This is a genomic window from Bradyrhizobium manausense, from assembly GCF_001440035.1.
Taxonomy (GTDB): Bacteria; Pseudomonadota; Alphaproteobacteria; order Rhizobiales; family Xanthobacteraceae; genus Bradyrhizobium; species Bradyrhizobium manausense.
The window spans coordinates 181,233-197,023 of the sequence record NZ_LJYG01000085.1; the positions used below are offsets into that span (position 1 = coordinate 181,233).

The 15,791-nt window shown below is 62.2% G+C and carries 19 protein-coding genes; 7 read left to right on the plus strand and 12 right to left on the minus strand.

The window, feature by feature from the left end; genetic code table 11:
• Positions 1-32: 32 nt before the first annotated feature.
• Entirely contained in the window at positions 33-332 is a 300-nt protein-coding gene (locus AOQ71_RS19800; protein ID WP_057749623.1) for a hypothetical protein, read from the minus strand.
• A 400-nt stretch (positions 333-732) separates the two neighbouring features.
• Entirely contained in the window at positions 733-924 is a 192-nt protein-coding gene (locus AOQ71_RS19805; protein ID WP_057749627.1) for a hypothetical protein, read from the minus strand.
• A gap of 461 nt (positions 925-1,385) precedes the next feature.
• On the opposite strand from AOQ71_RS19805, the gene AOQ71_RS19810 reads away from it, so the two are divergent.
• On the plus strand, positions 1,386-1,586 hold the full coding sequence (locus AOQ71_RS19810) for a hypothetical protein (RefSeq protein ID WP_057749630.1): 201 nt from the start codon (positions 1,386-1,388) through the stop codon (positions 1,584-1,586).
• A gap of 46 nt (positions 1,587-1,632) precedes the next feature.
• Here AOQ71_RS19810 and AOQ71_RS19815 read toward each other — a convergent pair whose 3' ends face one another.
• The 4 genes from AOQ71_RS19815 to AOQ71_RS19830 form a co-directional block, all read right to left on the minus strand.
• Entirely contained in the window at positions 1,633-1,890 is a 258-nt protein-coding gene (locus AOQ71_RS19815; RefSeq protein WP_057749636.1) for a hypothetical protein, read from the minus strand.
• Between the two features lie 105 nt (positions 1,891-1,995).
• Positions 1,996-2,244, minus strand: coding sequence for a hypothetical protein (locus AOQ71_RS19820; protein WP_057749639.1), 249 nt, complete (start codon positions 2,242-2,244; stop codon positions 1,996-1,998).
• A 332-nt stretch (positions 2,245-2,576) separates the two neighbouring features.
• Positions 2,577-2,837, minus strand: coding sequence for a hypothetical protein (locus tag AOQ71_RS19825; RefSeq protein ID WP_057749641.1), 261 nt, complete (start codon positions 2,835-2,837; stop codon positions 2,577-2,579).
• 792 nt (positions 2,838-3,629) lie between these two features.
• A complete protein-coding gene (locus AOQ71_RS19830; protein ID WP_057749644.1) occupies positions 3,630-3,845 on the minus strand; it encodes a hypothetical protein in 216 nt (71 codons plus the stop codon).
• A 174-nt stretch (positions 3,846-4,019) separates the two neighbouring features.
• Here AOQ71_RS19830 and AOQ71_RS45220 point away from each other — a divergent pair, with 174 nt between their 5' ends.
• On the plus strand, positions 4,020-4,280 hold the full coding sequence (locus tag AOQ71_RS45220; protein WP_157083587.1) for a hypothetical protein: 261 nt from the start codon (positions 4,020-4,022) through the stop codon (positions 4,278-4,280).
• 160 nt (positions 4,281-4,440) lie between these two features.
• On the plus strand, positions 4,441-4,626 hold the full coding sequence (locus AOQ71_RS19835) for a hypothetical protein (RefSeq protein ID WP_057749647.1): 186 nt from the start codon (positions 4,441-4,443) through the stop codon (positions 4,624-4,626).
• Here AOQ71_RS19835 and AOQ71_RS19840 read toward each other — a convergent pair.
• Entirely contained in the window at positions 4,619-4,810 is a 192-nt protein-coding gene (locus AOQ71_RS19840) for a DUF3606 domain-containing protein (protein ID WP_057749803.1), read from the minus strand. The genes AOQ71_RS19835 and AOQ71_RS19840 overlap by 8 nt on opposite strands.
• Positions 4,811-5,152: 342 nt before the next feature.
• On the opposite strand from AOQ71_RS19840, the gene AOQ71_RS19845 reads away from it, so the two are divergent.
• The 3 genes from AOQ71_RS19845 to AOQ71_RS19855 all read left to right on the plus strand — a co-directional run bounded on the left by AOQ71_RS19845 (position 5,153) and on the right by AOQ71_RS19855 (position 9,068).
• Entirely contained in the window at positions 5,153-5,884 is a 732-nt protein-coding gene (locus AOQ71_RS19845; protein ID WP_057749806.1) for a Crp/Fnr family transcriptional regulator, read from the plus strand.
• 221 nt (positions 5,885-6,105) lie between these two features.
• Positions 6,106-7,356 carry an NRAMP family divalent metal transporter gene (locus AOQ71_RS19850; protein ID WP_157083588.1) on the plus strand — a complete coding sequence of 417 codons (1,251 nt, stop codon included), beginning with the start codon at positions 6,106-6,108 and terminating at the stop codon, positions 7,354-7,356.
• A gap of 497 nt (positions 7,357-7,853) precedes the next feature.
• Positions 7,854-9,068: a mandelate racemase/muconate lactonizing enzyme family protein gene (locus tag AOQ71_RS19855; RefSeq protein ID WP_057749653.1), complete on the plus strand. Its 1,215-nt coding sequence runs from the start codon at positions 7,854-7,856 to the stop codon at positions 9,066-9,068.
• Positions 9,069-9,172: 104 nt separating this feature from the next.
• Here AOQ71_RS19855 and AOQ71_RS19860 read toward each other — a convergent pair whose 3' ends face one another.
• From AOQ71_RS19860 to rocF, 4 genes are all read right to left on the minus strand, one after another.
• Positions 9,173-9,457, minus strand: a complete 285-nt coding sequence (locus tag AOQ71_RS19860; RefSeq protein ID WP_057749656.1) for a hypothetical protein — start codon at positions 9,455-9,457, stop codon at positions 9,173-9,175.
• Positions 9,458-9,570: 113 nt separating this feature from the next.
• Positions 9,571-10,107, minus strand: coding sequence for a c-type cytochrome (locus AOQ71_RS19865; protein WP_057749660.1), 537 nt, complete (start codon positions 10,105-10,107; stop codon positions 9,571-9,573).
• A complete protein-coding gene (soxC, locus tag AOQ71_RS19870; RefSeq protein WP_057749662.1) occupies positions 10,094-11,365 on the minus strand; it encodes a sulfite dehydrogenase in 1,272 nt (423 codons plus the stop codon). The genes AOQ71_RS19865 and soxC overlap by 14 nt, the downstream gene beginning before the upstream one ends.
• Positions 11,366-11,525: 160 nt before the next feature.
• On the minus strand, positions 11,526-12,503 hold the full coding sequence (gene rocF / locus AOQ71_RS19875) for an arginase (RefSeq protein WP_057749665.1): 978 nt from the start codon (positions 12,501-12,503) through the stop codon (positions 11,526-11,528).
• Between the two features lie 245 nt (positions 12,504-12,748).
• Between rocF and AOQ71_RS19880 the strand changes: the two genes are divergently transcribed.
• Positions 12,749-13,009 carry a hypothetical protein gene (locus AOQ71_RS19880; protein ID WP_057749668.1) on the plus strand — a complete coding sequence of 87 codons (261 nt, stop codon included), beginning with the start codon at positions 12,749-12,751 and terminating at the stop codon, positions 13,007-13,009.
• Positions 13,010-13,017: 8 nt separating this feature from the next.
• On the opposite strand, the gene AOQ71_RS19885 is transcribed toward AOQ71_RS19880, so the two are convergent.
• Positions 13,018-15,762 carry an EAL domain-containing protein gene (locus AOQ71_RS19885; protein ID WP_057749671.1) on the minus strand — a complete coding sequence of 915 codons (2,745 nt, stop codon included), beginning with the start codon at positions 15,760-15,762 and terminating at the stop codon, positions 13,018-13,020.
• Between the last annotated feature and the right edge of the window lie 29 nt (positions 15,763-15,791).

Consider the following 15,791-nt stretch of genomic DNA (forward strand, 5'->3'; position numbering starts at 1 on the left):
AGCCGTGCGGCGGCGCCGCCGCCACGAGAAGCTCACTTGCCCGGCACGACCTTCACGCCGAGCCAGACAGCCCCCATCAGGCCGGTCGCAATCGCGGTAATGACAGCTTTGAAAGTATAGCTCTGGGCCTGCTCGACGCTTTTTCGCCACCGCCGCAGGTGCTGGAAGTCCGCCCTGATCTCCTTCCGGTCATCATCTTCGATACCAAAGGAAGCCAGCACCGACGCTACCGCCTTGAGCACGATCGCATCAATGCTGTCTTGCTGAAGCCTCTGCTGTTCGGCCAGCGTCTCGGCGACGATGGCCCTGATTTCGTCATCTACTACCTTCACCGCTTGATGATCCTTGCATTTTCAAAGCCGCGCTTGGCGAAATAGAAAGAGACGACGAGAAGCCCGCCGCAGATTGCTCCGCGCGGGCCCTGACCAACTCTTCCGATGATGCCACTATGCCAGGGTTTTGCCCGACGGGTCAAGCCAAATTTAGGTTAAACCGAAAACGGCTCCGGCGCATGACGGGGGGCTTGGTGCGCCAGAGCCGCCATTCCAGCCGGCCAATCGGCGGTATGCCGGCACGAACCAAGTCCGGCCCGGAACCAAAGGTTCCTAACTTCCGCCCCGATCCAACTTGTGCGCCACGTGGCCGGCCGTCGCACTTTCACATCGGGCTCGGACCAGCGGCGGGTCAGCCGGCCGCGAACGCGCTTCCGATCGCCCCGTGACCAACCCGACGTCACGCCTTGTTCAGTCCCGCGCCGCGATCGATCACCGCCGCTTCACCCCTGGGCGTGAGCTCGTAGGTGTCGCCGTCCTTCTGCACGTAGCCGTCGGCGATCAGCCGGAACAGCTGTTCGTGCCGGTCGTCGCTGAAGGCGATGGACTGGCCGATGTCGCAGAGCATGGCGATGTCAGCGTCTGTCAACATAGTCTCCTCCGGACCATACAAATTCCGTCGGCGCAGTCCGTTCCTCCCGAGACTGCAGCGGACGTCGATGGACAGCAAAAAACCCGCGGCGAATGGCTTCGCGCGGGCTGAACCGGAGATGTCGATGATGCCATAGTGCCAGTGTTTTGCCCGACGAGTCAAACGCACGATCGCCCCGCGCGCTGGCCGAAGCAAACGAAACGACGTCCCTCCTCCCAGCTCTCTAGGTGGTGTTCAAAAGTGTACTTTGGATCAGCCGTCGCACAAAATGAGTAAGTGGCTCAAAGGCTGCAAACAGCGCTTGAAATAGCGCGAAGATTTCTCGGCCGACCTATCAAATGATGAGGACTCCTTGCAGGACGGGTCGTACGGTTAACCGTCACCGCAAGGCCCCCTGGCAGATATCGGTGATGAGAACGCCCGATCGCGCTCCCGCCCTCCTCGAACATGGGAGCAGCGCCATGTTGAAGCGGCGTCGTTTCAAGCAGACCAAGACACTTCACCAGAGGCTTCAGGAGGAAGCCGCGCAATTGCGCGAGCAGGCGCGCGCGCTCGCGCCGGGACGTCGCCGCGAGATGCTGCTGCGCCGCGCGCGGCAGGACGAGATGGCGATTCAGATCGAGGCCTGGCTGTATTCGCCCGGCCTGAGGGCGCCGACCTGAGCGGCAATATCGCGCCTCTCTGGTCGGCGAAGACGGCGGCTTCTGTCTATGCCGCGCGCGACAGCAGCGCCGTCCGCTCGACCCGCGCCTCCAGCAAGGCGACCGAGGTCCGCAAGTTGTCGCGGCGCGCCCGCATATTCTGCGCCAGCATCGAATAAGTGGGGCTGCGAGGATCGGCATTGCCGGCATTGCGCTCCTCCTCGGCAATATCGCCGTCCAGCATCTGGATCCGCCAGTGCAGGTCGGAGATCAGAGCATGGAGCTGCAGGGACGCGGTCGCTTCAAAACGGGACGTTGACTGCATGTGATCGCCTCAATCTGAAACGGCCCGATGGCCGGGCCGGATTAAGACCTTTCATAGCAAGAGGGATGCCAGCTTTTGGAGGGGACCCGAAAGGTCAGGCTTGCCTCATTCCTCGGCCAGCTTCCGCTCGATATAGGCGTCAACCGTCTCGGCGAACGAGCGCTGCACGCCAACCGAAGTGACATGAAGCTCGAGCGCGTCCTGCTGGAGCACGCGCAGGCCGCGGCGGCGTGCGCTGACCGGAGCCATGGCGAGGTAATCGTCGATGGCATCGGTCGCCAGAGGGATACCTTTCGGATCTCCCCGCGCGATCAGCAAACGCAGAAAGCTCAGGCAATCGGCCAGACCCGGCATGGGTTCGCCTTCAGCCTTGCCGCGATTTCGGCTTGGGCTTGCTCACGGGCTGGGTATGAGTCCCGAACAGGGCCAGCAGCAACGCGACTTCTTCCTTCGAACCGATCTGGATCATGAGATGTCTCCTTATCGCTCGGTTGGTCGGGCCTATCAGCGATCGAGTTCAGGACGATCTGGTTTCAGGATTGTTTCAGGACGGTTTCGTCGTTAAAGCATGATCCGGACCCGAAGGGCCGCGTTCGCGCAAAGTGTGAAGGGGGTTTTCCCTCGCGACATCAGCGGACCGCGTTTGCGCGGAGATCATGCTCAAACAACGCGGCGATGTCCTGTCTTCAGCTGCCCGGCTGCCAGCCGACGATCGCACCGACCAGGCACAGCAGCGCGCCGCCGGCCGTGCCGACCATCTGCATCCAATAGCGGATCGGCATGGTGTCGCGGTAAAACTCCTGCCGCGACCATCTCGACCAATCCCACCAGTCGTCGCTGACGAACAGGATCTTGCGCTCGACATAGCCGTACCAGGCCTTGCGGACGCAGTAGATGCCGAGCCCGAACGCAGCAAGACGATAGAGCAGATCAAGAGCGGGGCTCATGCCAGCATCCGGCCAAAGATAACAGCCACCAAGGCAACATCTCTGCCTGTCTTGGTGTCGCCGGAGGCGATGCGGGTTCAATCGGGCGGCTGCCCCCGATCCAAGGATGAAGTCATTTCGCCCGCTCACTGGGAAGGCGGGTAGCTTGCCCGTAGCTGCTGCAGCCATGGCAAAAAGCTCCCGCCTTCGGAGTCTAAGGGAAGAACGGAGGGAACGTTGCCGCACCCAACGCTACTAGAGGCACCCGAAGGCGGGGCCGCAAAGGGCTTAAGTTTACCAACGGAGGACGACTGCAATATTTTAGTTTACCAACGGAGGACGACTGCAATATTTTCGCCGGCCTCCACCACAAACGATACCAAGCCTCATGGAAGAGCTCAAGATCGGACCGGTGCCGGACTCATCCGGATACTGGCAATTTAGCTTCACATCGGAACTGAGTAGTGAGATGCCGAGTTTTCCCGGCACTGGACGAGGAACAAACGACGCGAACCCCCGGAAGAGTGGTTGGCCCGGCTTCTGGAAAAGCCGGGGCCTCTTCATTTGGAAAGCAGTTTAGGAACGATCTCGCTACTACCAAGTTTTCCCGATGCCCTTCCCCAAAGGGTGACCCCAAGTCGGCCCCAGCTCCATCGCCCCCACTACGTGAGCTGGGGCCTTTTTTGGCACCCCGCAGAGGCGGGGAGTTTGAAAGCGCGCGAACTTGTGTTCGCCCTCTTCTCCCGCGTTTAGCCGATTGCCGGGTGATGTGGTCAGCCGCAAGCAGCTTTAGGGCGAGCGTAGGGGAATGCCTCAGGGCTGCAGCAGCGAGAGGAGCCTTTGGCGGTCTTGATCGCGCAGGCGCTGAGCTTCACGCAGCCGTTCCAGCTCCCTTTCAGCAGCCGAAGTATTCTCGCCTTCCTTTTTCAAGTCGAGCACCAGCCGCTCCTGTTCTGCAAGCTGTCGCTCTCCTGCCACCACGTCGCGCTCAACACGGCTCAACTCATCATAGATCGAGGTTCTGTCCATCGAAGTGCTCCTCGCTGCAGGATCAACCCCGATCCGGATTTCACCGTTCCCTTTCTTGTTGCCAAATTTCCCCGATGCTTTGCCGCCAAGTCGGAAGACGAAAAATCGGGTCCTTGGAACGCCGCGTCATGGTAATGATTGAGCAAAGAGCGAACTCTTCGGAGGAAGACAGCGATGCGTTCGATTTTGGCCTTGAGCGTCCTGCTGAGCCTGTGCGGCGTCGCGAACGCGGCAAGCGTGCATCACGGGCACCACCGGCACGCGGCGGTTCGTCCCCATCACCACATGTACCCGTCAGGCTTTGCCTATGCGCCGCGGCAATATTATCGGTCCGCCAACCCCTGTGACAGGCCAGAACCATATTACGGCGCTTGCCAGGGTTACGCGCCCGGCGAAAAGCAGCAATTTCTCGAGAGCGTGCTCAACCCTTATTAGCTGAGAGCCGCAAGTGAGAGTCTCGTAACGCCGCTTCTCTAACGACGACCTGGTCTCACTGGAACGAATCAATCTTTAATCGAATGCACCCTTGCGGATTCGGCGAGACGAAATCTCTTCGCGCCATGTTGGCACATGTCCGTTCTCGCGTGAGGGAGCCATGTACTACATCGCAGGCTTATTGCTTGGGCTGTCGGGACTGTTCTATTCGGCCGGCCATCACGAGCTCGGCTCGTTCGGGGCTTCTGTATGCCGCTATGGCGGCCTGTTCTGCGACAGCCCGGCAGTCGTCTTCACCGGCGCGGCGCTCTCCGCCGCCTGGGGCATGTTCGTCAGCATCAAGTAGGGATCGCCGGTCGCACCGCGAGCTCCTTGCGGACGGCGGCCGCCGAATTCCCTACCTTGTCGACGGCCTGTTGCAGCTCCGCCCTGGAGACGCCGAGCGCATGGCTCCAGTACTTGACCTCCCAGGCCTCGTGCATGTTGATCTTGCTGCGATCCGGCTGCTCGCGCTTCGTCAGGCGATCCATTGCGAAGTCCTCCTCGGAAAAGAAGAACGTCGCCACGCCCGCCACGTTCCGAAGCAGAGCTGGGTGAAAATTCGTACAGCCAATGTAATTCGGAAAATCAGCTCAGACGTCAGCCGCTGCAGGCCCGCCGCCACGAAACCAGCGACCGACTTGATAAATGTTAGTCGCGGGTGCGTCGGGCTCGCCGCACTTAACATTTGTTGGGTTTGCCTCTTTCGCTAACGCATCGTCCACAATGTTGAGAGGCGGGAGCGGCATGATTTAACCTTTGTTGTCAACAGCACGCCGGAGTCTATGCTTTTTGGCCGTCACGCGCTCAGTCGCGTGGGGGAATCGAGTGCCGTGACAAGCGACATGATCTGGGCGCCGCTGTTTCAGCGCCTGAAAACGACGACCGGCGCGGACGACAGGGATTTGGAAGCACTCGCGGCGCTGCCGTTCACGCTCCGCACCTTTCGGGAAAATCAGGCCGTGCTGCGCGACGGCGAACAGCCGAGCGAATGCTGCCTGATCGCCGACGGCTTCTGCTTCCGCTCCAAGACGATCGTGGACGGCAGGCGCCAGATCCTCTCGATCCACATTCCCGGCGACCTGCCGAACCTGCAGAACCTCCACTTCCCCACCGTCGACCACGACCTGATCGCGCTGTCCGATTGCACGCTGGCCTTCATCGCCCACAAGGCGCTGAACGACCTCATCAGCCAGCGATCCGGTGTCGGCGACATGTTCTGGCGCGACACGCTGGTGGATGCCGCGGTGTCGCGGGAATGGATCGTCAATGTCGGCCAGCGCTCGACTCACAACCGGCTCGCCCATCTGATCGTCGAGTTGCGCGAGCGGCTGCGCCTGATCGGCCGCGTGATCGACAATACATTCGAAATCCCGCTGACGCAGGAGCAGTTCGGCGAAGCCATGGGCGTGACGAGCGTGCACACCAACCGCATCCTGCGCGAACTACGAATCGACGGCGTGCTGGAGCTTCAGCGCGGCACGGTGCGGATCCTCAACGAGCACAAGCTACAGGAGCTCGCCCAGTTCGACGGCCGCTATCTGCAGATGTCGCCGTCGTCCTAGACCATGCTCCGGAGATAGTCGCGGACCGCCGCAAGCGAGCGTCATGCCCTGTTCTTGAAGCGGAGGTAGACCCGCCAGAACCGGTCCATGGAACTTTCCGACCATGATCGGGCTTAAACCTTGAATTCGCAATTTCCGGAAGGTGTGCCCTGTCGAACCGATCCCAACTTCAAGCCTCCGCGCGCGATAGCGCCGTCGCTCCGACAAAGGCGGCGCCGACGCTGCTGCAACGGCTCGGGCCGGGCCTGATCACGGGAGCGGCCGACGACGATCCGTCGGGCATCGCCACCTATTCCCAGGCCGGCGCGCAGTTCGGCTATGGTCTGCTCTGGACGGTGTTCCTGACCACGCCGTTCATGATCGCCATTCAGCTGGTCAGCGCGCAGATCGGTCGGGTCACCGGCAAGGGACTCGCGGCGAATGTAAAAGAGCTCGCTCCGCGCTGGATCGTGATGGCGCTTGTGGGGCTGCTCGTTGCCGCGAACACCTTCAACATCGCCGCCGACATCGCCGCGATGGCGGAGGCGCTCTCGCTGGTCATCGGCGGGCTCAATCACGAGCATGCGTTGATCTTCGCGGCCGGCTCGACCCTGCTCCAGGTCTTCCTGCCCTATCGCCGCTACTCCCCGGTGCTGAAATTCCTGACATTGACGCTGTTCGCCTATGTCGCGACCGCCTTCACGGTGGAGATTCCGTGGAGCAAAGCGCTGCTGTCGGCGGTATGGCCGAAGGCGAATGTCAGCGCCGATTATTTCATGATGGTGGTCGCAGTGCTCGGCACCACCATCAGCCCCTATCTGTTTTTCTGGCAGGCCTCCCAGGAGGTGGAGGAAATGAACCTCGGCATGCGCGACCGACCGCTCCGCGAGGAGACACGACGTGCCAGCGACCATCCCGAGCTCACGCGCATCAGGGTCGATACGACGCTCGGCATGCTGCTGTCGAACGGCATCGCCTTCTTCATCATCCTGACCACGGCCTCGGTGCTGAACGCCAACGGCGTCACCAACATCAACTCGGCGACGCAAGCGGCCGAAGCGCTGCGGCCGCTCGCCGGCGACTTCACCTTCGCGCTGTTCGCGCTCGGCATCATCGGCACGGGCCTGCTGGCAATTCCGGTGCTGGCTGGCTCGGCGGCTTATGGCGTGGCGGAAATCTTCGGCTGGCGCGCGACGCTGGAGGCAAGGCCGGAGAAGGCGGTCGGCTTCTATACCATCATCGCGGCCGCGACCATCATCGGCTTCGGGCTCGGCTTTACCGGGATCGACTCGATCCACATGCTGGTGTGGAGCGCCGTGCTCAACGGCATCGTCGCGGTCCCCATCATGGCGATGATGATGGTGATCGTCTCGAGCAGGGCGATCATGGGCCGCTTCAAGGCGAGAAGCTGGCTGGTCGTGCTGGGCTGGCTCGGCACCGCCCTGATGGCGCTGGCCGTCCTCGCCCTGCTCGCCTCGTCGCTGATAGGCTAGACCGGCGAGAGCGCCGCCGATATCTGCGAGGCGATGATGAAGGCCGCAATCACGGCCGGCACACTGATGAACCGCAAGAACTGGTCGACTGAAAGCATTGTTGTCTCCCCAAAGACAAAGCGCCCTCGCTCGTGCGCGCTACTCCACCCCTTGCGCGACGTGCTGATCGGCTGTGAGCAACCGATCGGAGATGGCGGCCCCACTCATCCTGAGGAGCGCCAGAACCGAAATCATGGCTAAGAGCTGCATGCGTCGCTTGATCGGGGCCGATTGCAGCCAAAAAAGTCAGGGCTTGGCGCATTTCGGGACCATCCCAAGAAACATCATTCCCACCGGATTCTACGGGCCTCCTGCCAGAAGGCTCAAACTTCGATGGCTGGGCAAGCATTTGCGGGCTTCACCGCACTCAGCCGTTAGCCTAACAATTGTGGCTGGGCCCGAGCTTGCGACCGGGACCACAAAACCAATAGCGCCCTTGCCGGGCGACAGGGAGCGACATGGCAAAATCATCAAAAGCAACAAGTCTCGAGATCCTTGCCTGTGATGCAGGCTGGAGAAACTATCACTTCGTCAAGGTGACGACGGAAGACGGCGTCGTCGGCTGGAGCGAGTTCGACGAGGGTTTTGGCTCGCCGGGCGTCGGTGCGGCGATCCAGCGCCTGTCGGCGCGCGTGATCGGCCAGAATGTCTTCGAGCATGAGCGTATCCATGCCGAGCTGTTTGCCGCCACCCGCCCTGCCGCCGGCGGCGTTGTGGCGCAGGCGCTGGGCGCGATCGAGAATGCGTTGCTTGATGCCAAGGCCAAGTGCCTGGGCGTGCCCTGCTATGAGCTTCTCGGCGGCAAGATCCGCGACCGCGTCAGGGTCTATTGGTCCCACTGCGCCACTTGGCGGATCAATCATCCCTCCTGGTACAAGCCGCCGATCGAAAATCTCGACGGCGTCAAGGCCATGGGGCGTGAGGTGCGCGAGAAGAAATTCACCGCGCTAAAGACCAACATCTTTTCCTATGATGACGGCAAACCCACGGGCTGGCGGCCCGGCTTCGGCTCGCCCTTTGCGCCCGAGATCAATGTCGACCGCAAGATCCTGCGCGACCTGCGCATGCATCTCGAGGCAATACGCGACGGCGCGGGCCCTGATGTCGACATCTTGCTCGACTGCAATTTCAACGCCAAGACTGAAGGCTATTTGAAGATCCTGCGGGAGATCGCCGATCTCGACATGTTCTGGATCGAGATCGACAGCTTTAATCCGGAGGCCCTCGGCTACATCCGCCGGCAGAGCCCGCATCCGATCTCATCCTGCGAAACGCTGCTCGGCCTGCGCGAATTCCTGCCCTATTTCCGCGAGCAGGCAATGGACGTCGCCATCATCGACACGCCCTGGAATGGTGTGTGGCAGTCGATGAAGATCGCCTCAGCGGCGGAAGCCTTCGAGGTCAACGTCGCGCCGCATAATTTCTACGGGCACCTCTGCTCGATGATGAACGCGCATTTCTGCGCGGCGGTGCCGAACCTGCGCATCATGGAGATCGACATCGACCGCCTCGCCTGGGATCGCGAACTGTTCACGCATGAACCGGACATCCAGAACGGCCATCTGATCATTCCTGATAGGCCCGGCTGGGGCACCGAGCCCAACGAGGAGGCGCTTCGCGCGCATCCGCCAAAGACGACAGGCGGGCTCCTCAGTTACGGCCGCAAGAGCTGACGGCTAGGTCATGATCCGGAAAAGTGTGAAGCGGTTTTCCGAAAAGATCATGCTCAAACAAAGAGCTAAAGCGCGATGACGATTCGTCCTAATCGCATCTCGCTTTAAGGTGTCACCGGATTGACGGTCGGGGATGTCTTCGGCCCCGGCCGTTCCGGTTCGACTGGCGATTTCGGTTCGGTCGGAAGCACCTTGGCGCCCGCCGCGCGGGCGGCTTCGCCTGTGGTCGCATACATCGCGACATAAGCCGGCTGGGTCTTGGCGCGACTCCACGGCCCGTGGTCAACGATCAGCATCGCAGCAATCGTCACAGCGGCCACGATCATCGCGATCACGCCGGGGTGCCGAAGTGCTATTGAGATGGAATTTGCGAAGCGAGCTGTGGCCATCGGAAAAACTGCTCTTTTTCTCTCGTGGATCAACGCAAAGCGGGCCTGACGAGTTCCGGTTTCGGATCGGCAAGTTCCGAGCCAATGCGAGGGGAACTCACAGGCAACTCTGCTCAACGCTTGACGTCGGGCCGCGCGTCGCCAACAAATTTGTCGCGGTTTGGCATTTTGATCGCTGCGAGCGACTTGGCATCGAGCGTGGCATCATCTCGCACCAATCCGTTCAAGCTCAGGATGTAGGCCGACACTGCGTACACGTCTTCATTGCTGAGCGATTGCGGCGCGTTCTGCGGCATCGCGCGACGAATATAGTCGAACAATGTTGGCGCATAAGGCCAGTAACTCCCGACCGTCCGGATCGGCCTTGGTGTCCCGATTGTGCCTTGTCCGCCAACGAGTCTGTCGCCAATAGCGCCCTCGCCCTTCTCGCCGTGGCACGAGGCGCATTGTTGAGCGAATATATCCCGTCCCTGGCTGACCGAACCGCGGCCTGCCGGCAGATTGCTGCCGTCACGTCCGACGTCGATATTCCAGCCGGCAATCTCCGCTGCGGTAGCCTGCCGCCCAATGCCATAGGTGCTTTGCGCCTGCGCGCTGCTCGCCCAGATCAAGAATACGAGAACAACGCCGCAGATCTCACGCCAGCGCATTGGTCACCTCCCCGTCGGCACTGATGCGCCAGGGCCAGATTGCATTGTTGTGGTAGAAATAGTTCTCGCCGCGTACTGCGAGCAGCTCGGCGAGCGTGGGCTGCACGTAGCCGGTCTCATCAACCGCACGGCTCTGGATCACCGCAGGCTTGCCGTCCCATTGCCAGGGCAAGCGGAAGCGCGTGAGCGCACGCGTCAGCACCGGCTCCTGCACCAGCGCATCCTGCCAACTCCTGCCGTCATCGACCGACACCTCGACCCGCTGGATCTTGCCGTGGCCGCTCCAGGCGATTCCGGTAATTTCGTGGAAACCTGTTGCGTTGAGGCGCTGACCACCCGAGGGACGGGTGATGATCGACTTCGCCTCCATGTAGAAAGAGAACTCACGCGCCGTGCCATCAGGCAGAAGATCGGTGTATTTCGAGGTCTCTTCGCGCGAGTAAGCTGGCTCCGCGGTCACGTGCAGGCGTCGCAGCCATTTCACATTCATATTGCCTTCGAAGCCGGGCAAAAGCAGCCGCAACGGATAACCCTGCTGCGGCCGGAGCCGCTCGCCGTTCTGGCTGTAGACGAGCATGGCGTCCTCGAGGCATTTCTCGATCGGGATGCTACGGGTCAGCGCGGCGGCGTCGGCGCCTTCGGCGATGATCCATTTGGCCTCCGGCTTCAGCCCGGCCTCCTGAAGCACCAGTTTCAGGCTCACGCCTGTCCATTCCGCGCAACTTAGCAGACCCACGAGGTCCGATGCGGTTTTGCCATAGGGCTTGGTGTAACCGGGATTGCCGGAGCATTCGAGAAAGTGGATGCGCGATTCCGACGGAAAACGCCTGAGATCATCCATGGTAAAGATCAGAGGGCGCTCGACGAGGCCGTGAAGCATCAAGCGATGTTGTGCCGGATCGATGGTCGGCACACCGCCGTGGTGGCGCTCGTAGAACAGCCCGTTCGGCGTGATGATGCCATCGAGATCCTGCAACGGCGTGCGGCCGGACGCGGAGATGTACTGTTTGAGGTTCTTCGAGATGTTCTTGACCACGCCCTTCTCGAACGGCGACGGCGCACCATAGGGCTGGCTCCCCATGGGATCGCCGGGCGCCTTCATCCAATCGGGCACGTTGGGCGGAAGGTTGTCCGTCTCCGCCGCCGTCGACGCACCAGCTCCAAGGACAACGCCGCCCGCCGCGGCGCCGCCACTTTGCAGGAAGCGTCGGCGTGTGGTCCCGATGGGTTTGTCGCTTGTGTGGATCTTGTTGCTCATGGCGGGCCCTCTGCTGAAGCTCGGCCCGCATGAAACCTGCCGCGAAGCGCGTTTGCAATTCGCGCGCATTTCAAAAGCAGGCGATCTCGATCAAGACTGGTCTAGTTTCACCGGCCGTGACAGCAGTTCCATTCCGTGCAGCGCACAAACGGTGCGTGCGTCACTCGCCCGGCGCGATTGCGTTGCTGGGCGTCGGCCGATCGGTGATCTGCTGGCCGAACAGGCTGCCAATCAGTTCGACCGCGGTGCGGGCGGTGCGCCCGCGCTCGTCCAGGAATGGGTTGAGCTCGACGATGTCGACCGATCCCACCACCCCGGAATCATGCAGCAACTCCATGATCAGATGCGCCTCGCGATAGGTCGCGCCTCCCGGCACCGTGGTGCCGACGCCGGGCGCGACGCAGGGATCGAGAAAATCGACATCGAAGCTGACATGCAGCACGCCGTTGTCCGCCTTGACGCGCTCGATCACGCGCCGGATCAGCACTGCAACGCCGAACTCGTCGATCTGACGCATGTCGACGACCCTGATCCGGCGGGCGCGCATCAGCTCCTTTTCGAGCTTGTCGATTGAACGCGCGCCGAACAGATCGAGCCTGCCAGGATCAATCGAGGCGCGTGCATCATCGCCCAGGAGGCCATCGAGGCCTGCCTCGCCGCACAGGAACGCGGCCGACATGCCGTGCATGTTGGCTGTAATCGTCGTCTCGGGCGTGTTGTAGTCGGCATGCGCGTCGAGCCAAAGCACGAACAGATCGCGTCCATGCTCCCGCCAATGGCGCGCCATGGCGTTGACCGATCCCATCGACAAGGTGTGATCGCCTCCCAGGAAGATTGGCAATGCGCCAGTTTGCGCGATTTCATAGCCGCGACGGCTGAGCACACGCGTCCAGCGCTGGATTTCGCGGTAATGATTGGCCTTTGCCGGCGGCCTGTCGGCGAGATCCCTGATCTCGGCCACCGAGAGATCGCCATAGTCGACGACTTCGAAATCCAGGCTTTCGAGCAGGGTTGCAAGGCCGGCGGTCCGCAGCGCGGCGGGGCCCATCAAGGTGCCGCGCTGCGAGGCGCCCATGTCGATGGGCGCGCCCAGCAACGCGATGCGCCGGGCTCGATCCGTGATGGTTCGATCGGTCACGGCAATCTCCTGAGGTCAGCAAGGCTGCACTAGCGTAACAGAGATTCGCATCCGGCGTTTCACGGGGGAGCCGGAACAAATTCCCGCGCGCGGCATTTTCCCACCAAGGCCGGTACCCGCCGTTCAAGACGGCGCCTGTCGCGGATAGCCAAAGGCCCTCGGGCCCGCTGTTCAAAACGAGCGCACGCGCGGATAGCCAAAGGTACCGGTCTCCGTCCTTCCGTCAGGTTCTGGAGGTCGCGAGCTTGAGCACGGACATACCGCAGCCCAATCCCCAGCCCGGCATGGCCGAGCGCGCCATCGATGCAGCGACCGACGTGTCGCACACCATCGGCGAGGTCGCAGGAGGCTTGCATGCCGCCGTCGATCGCCTCACTTACGCGATCGACGAAGCGCGAAAGCCGGGCCGGCCGCTTTCAACGGTGGCGGCGATCACGCGCGAGGCCCCCCTGGCCAGCCTGTTCGTCGCATTCCTCTTTGGCGTCGCAATCGCGCGCCGGCGCTGACGATCGGTTCAGGCGGCGCTGACGGCTTCGAGCTCGGCCGCCAAGAAGGTCTTTTCGAACGCGTCGGCAGACATCGGGCGACCGAAGAAATAGCCTTGCCCTTCTTCGCATCCCATACCGACCAGGAAGTCGGCCGTAGCGCGGTTCTCGATTCCTTCGGCAACAACCGTCAAGCCGAGCTGCTTGCTGAGGCCGATGGTCGAGCCGACAATGGCGGCATCGTCGGAATCGGCGAGCAGATCGATCACAAAAGAGCGGTCAATCTTGAGCCCGTCGAGGGGAAATTTCTTCAGGTAGCTCAGGCTTGCATAGCCCGTTCCGAAATCGTCGAACAGAATGCGTACGCCGAGTTGCTGGATGCGCTTGAACATGTCGAGCACCCGGACCTCGTCGTGCAACAGGACATCCTCGGTAACTTCGATCTCGAGCAGCGAGGGAGTAAGTCCCGTCGTTCTCAGCAGCTCCGCAACGGAATGCGCGAGATCGCCGGAGTGGAGCTGCGATGGCGAGAGGTTGATTGCGACGCGGACCGCATTTCCCGACAATTCCCACCCGCGCGCCTGCCGGACGGCGGTCTCCATCACCCAGCCCGCGATCCGCTCGGACAGCGCCGAGGTGTTGACCACCGGCATGAACTCGCCCGGCGAGACGTAGCCGCGCATCGGGTGACGCCAGCGGATCAACGCTTCGGCTCCGACCAGGCTGCCGTCGATCAGGCGGACCTGGGGTTGATAGAACAGCTCGAACTCGCCGCGATCCGCCGCAAGCGCCAGTTCGCTCTCCAGCGTCAGCCGGCTTTCCAGCTCCTGCCTGATCGCGCTTTCGAAGATCACATGGCCTCCGCGCCGCGTCAGCTTCGCCTTGGTGAGCGCAAGGTGGGCGTTGCTAAGGAGATCGTCCGCATTCTGTCCCCCGTCGGGATAGACGGCAACACCCATGCTGATCCTGACGCGGTGCTGGCGCGTACCCGTCGCGAGCGGCGCATCGAACGCGCGCACAATCCGCTCGGCGAACGCGGCCACAGGCTCGAAAACAGTGGCGCAATCCAGCGCAATCGCGAACTCGTCACCGCTGAGCCTTGCGACGAGCGCCTTGCCGTCGACTTCGGTCCGCAGGCGCTCGGCCACCGCCCGCAGCACGAGGTCGCCGGCTGCGTGTCCGAGCATGTCGTTGATCTGCTGGAAGCCATCGAGTCCGAGCACGAGCAATGCGACCTCGGAGGACCGCCGCTCCGCAGCAGCGATTAGACCGACGAGGCCGGCGTGCAGCGTGTTGCGGTTGGCAAGTCCGGTCAGCGCATCGTATTCGGCGAGATATCTGACACGTTCGGCCTCGCGCTTGCGCACCGAGATGTCGCGCAAGATCGCGCCATACTGGAAGCCGTCCGTTCCCTGCCAGCCCGAAAAGCTCGCCTCGACCGGAAAGGTTTCGCCGTTCTTGCGGCGTCCTTCGAACTCGACGACCACGGCGCCGCCGGGGACCAGCAACGCCTGCCGCGCCGCGTCTCGGATCGCGAAGCCCTTCGCACCGGCTTCCGCCGGAATCGCGCAAAGCGTTTCGAACGGGTGACCGATGATTTCGGTCGGCATATAGCCAAAGATCGCGCTTGCACCGGGATTCCAGACCGTGATCCGATGATGTTCATCGGTGCAGACCAGACCATCGCCGAGCGACATCGCGATGCGGTGGAACCGACTTTCGGCGATACGTCCCAAGAGGCTGCGGAAGTCGATCTCGTCCAGCGCGATGGCGGCCAGATAGGCGATGATCGCGATGTGGAAGAGCGAGGTGTCGATGATGAGCGGCCAACGCTGCTGCACCAGGACCGCAGTCAGTTCGATACTGGCGCCGGCTGCAACCAGGATGGCGACGCGGGCGCCGGGCGCAACACGGCGCCAGGAATACATCATCAGTAGACAGATCACGGCAAGGCCGACAATCATGCCGACATCGGACGTCCAGCGCAGCATACGGTTCTGAAGGACCGATTCTGCCGCCAATGCCTGGAGCACAGGTCCTGCGATGATGCGGCCGTTGGGAACGCTGAACCGGTCCCCCAATTCGAACGCGGTAGCACCGACGATGACCTTCTTGTCCCTGAGCTTATCGAGCGCCGCGGCGTCAGCCCGCAGCACGTCGACATAAGAAACAACCGGAATCGATCCTGCCCGAATGCTGAAGTCGATCAGGAAAGGCGGACGCCGGTCGACGTTCTGCCCGGCCAAGACGACCGCCATCGACGGCATCTGCGCATCGCCGAGTTTCTCTCCGACCGGGTAGCGGCGAACCAGTCCATCAGGTTCAACCGCGACATTGACGACGGCCGGCCATGACTGTCTGCTGAACGGCTTGAGGGGACGATTGATGTGAACCGCGCCGCCATTTGGCGTGGGCTGTTTGAAGGACGGCAGGATCGTCGAGCCTCCGACCTTCCGAAGCGCGGTGAGGAAGGCATCGTCGGAGGCTGGATCCGAGGGCGTACTGAAGTCGATGTCGAAGGCTATATCCTGTGCGCCGGCGGCCTCCAGCCTGTGCAGGAGGTCGGCGTGCAGGCTGCGCGGCCAGGGCCATACGCCGATCTGATCGATCGAGGGGGCATCGATGGCCACCACGACGACGCTACCGGTGGCGGAACGCGACTGCCAGGCGAAGCGCAGATCGGTGAGCGCGTTGCGCAGCGCGCCGTGCCATCCCGTGGACAGCACGACCGCCAGCGCGATCACGACAAGAATATGCGGCCGATAGCGTTTCACCCGATCCTCCCGCGCCCCCGCTCTCGCGG